Here is a 2,175-nt window from a genome sequence, read left to right on the forward strand (position 1 = left end):
GTGTCGGCTCGGCCTTGTTCGGCGCGCGCGGCTAGCTTAGTCTCCATCGCAAGGCCCGCACACAGGCGGCCATGGAGAGACGATGGGCGAGAGTTTTGCAGAATGGATCCCGGCTGGCTGGCCGGCAATGACGCTGCCCGAGTGCGAGGAAGCCTTGTGCGTCCCCGGCAGCAAGTTCGAGATCGAAACCGTGGAAATCCGCGGCGTGCCGACCCGGGTGTGGAAGGCCGCTCCGCCGCACCTCGCCGCGCTGGTCGAAGCCGCGCGCGGGCACGGCGCGCAGATGTTCACGATCTATGAGGACGAGCGGGTCAGCTATGAGGCCTGGTACCGCGCGGTCGCCACGCTGGCCGCGCATTTCGAGGAACTGGGCGTCCGGAAGGGCGACCGGATCGCGCTGGCGATGCGCAACCTGCCCGAATGGCCGGTGGTGTTCTTCGCGGCGGTGACGCTGGGCGCGATCTGCGTGCCGCTCAACGCCTGGTGGACCGGGCAGGAGCTCAGCTACGGCCTCAATGATTCGGGTGCCAAGCTGCTGGTCTGCGATGCCGAGCGGCTCGACCGGATCCTGCCGCTCCGCGCCGAACTGCCGGGGCTGGAACACATTCTGGTCTCGCGCCTTGCCGTGGCCCGGCCCGATACCACCCGGCTGGAAGACGTGATCGGCCAGAGCGCGGCCTGGGCAGGGCTGCCCGAACGCACGCTGCCCACTGTGGCACTCGAGGCCGATGATCCCGCGACGATCCTTTACACCAGCGGCACCACCGGCAATCCCAAGGGCGCGCTGGGCACGCACCGCAATTTCCTCAGCAACATCTTTTCGTCAGGCTACACCGCAGCGCGTTCGGTGCTGCGCCGGGGTGAGGCGCTGCCCGATCCCGAACCACGCACGATCCTGACCGTGATCCCGCTGTTCCACGCCACCGCCTGCAGCGCGACGATGATGGGCGCGCTGGCCGCCGGGCACACCATGATCTTCATGTACAAGTGGGACCCGGTCAAAGCCTTCCAGATCATCGAGCGCGAGAAGGTCCACGCCACCGGCGGGGTGCCGACCATCGCCTGGCAGCTGATCGAGCATCCCGAGCGCGAAAACTACGATCTCTCGAGCCTCGAATCGATCGGCTATGGCGGTGCGCCATCGGCCCCCGAACTGGTCCGCAAGATCCGCGAAGTGTTCGGCGCATTGCCCGGCAACGGCTGGGGGATGACCGAAACCACCGCCACCGTCACCCAGCACGGCGCCGAGGATTACCTGTTCCGCCCCGACAGCTGCGGCCCGCCGGTGCCGGTGTCGCGGCTCAAGCTGACCGATCCCGAGGGCCAGGAGGTACCGCAGGGCGAAGTCGGCGAATTGTGGGCCAACGGCCCGATGATCGTCGCGGAATACTGGAACAACCCCAAGGCCAGCGCCGAAACGTTCATCGACGGCTGGGTCCGCACCGGCGACCTCGCCTGGATCGACGAAGAAGGCTTCTGCCACATCGCCGACCGCGCCAAGGACATCGTCATCCGCGGCGGCGAGAACATCTACTCGTCTGAGGTCGAAAACGTGCTCTACGAACACCCGGCAGTGATGGACGCCGCAATCGTTGGCATCCCCCACCGCACGCTGGGCGAGGAACCGGCGGCGGTGGTTTACTTGAAGCCTGGAACCGAGGCGAGCGAGGCGGAATTGCAGGCTTTGGTCGGAGAGCGGCTGGCGCGGTTCAAGGTGCCGGTGAAGGTGCTGTTCTATCCAGAGACCTTGCCGAGGAATGCCAATGGCAAGATTTTGAAGAAGGAGCTGCGGGGGCTGTTTGCCTAAACTGCTCAGATAAATGCTGTGCGCTTTTGCTTGGGCGATAGCGTCGGCTCTTTGGCCGAAATGGGGCGGAGGCCGGACGTTGTCAGCCAGTCGATTGCGATGGACTTGCTCGGCCCGCTGTTTTAGTCCCGTCACCGGGTCGGCTCCGCCTTTCGGAAAGGGCGACTTATGCCTAACTGCATCGATTGGATTGCGCAGTGAGCGCCGCGCCGCGCCTGATCCGGCCTGCCACGCGCCACGTGCGCAACAGGCTGTTCGACAGCACTTTTTGGGACGATTTCCCGATGCGATCTGGCGACATTGTCATCTCGACCTACCCCAAGTGTGGCACCACTTGGATGCAGCGGATCGTGGGCATGATGGTGTTC

General features: G+C 65.3%; 2 protein-coding genes. Both read left to right on the forward strand.

Annotation, left to right across the window (positions count from 1 at the left end):
• Positions 1-82 precede the first annotated feature (82 nt).
• Positions 83-1,807, forward strand: coding sequence for a class I adenylate-forming enzyme family protein (locus tag RMN99_RS07185; protein ID WP_309622622.1), 1,725 nt, complete (start codon positions 83-85; stop codon positions 1,805-1,807).
• A 284-nt stretch (positions 1,808-2,091) separates the two neighbouring features.
• Positions 2,092-2,175, forward strand: an 84-nt coding sequence (locus tag RMN99_RS14380; RefSeq protein ID WP_409035241.1) for a sulfotransferase domain-containing protein, incomplete at its 3' end; no start/stop codon positions are given.

Origin of the sequence: Novosphingobium sp., assembly GCF_031417815.1 — a bacterium.
Lineage (GTDB): Bacteria > Pseudomonadota > Alphaproteobacteria > Sphingomonadales > Sphingomonadaceae > Novosphingobium.

Excerpts from the sequence above, each read along its gene's own strand:
- RMN99_RS07185 (WP_309622622.1), top strand. The coding sequence starts at position 83 with ATGGGCGAGAGTTTTGCAGAATGGATCCCGGCTGGCTGGCCGGCAATG.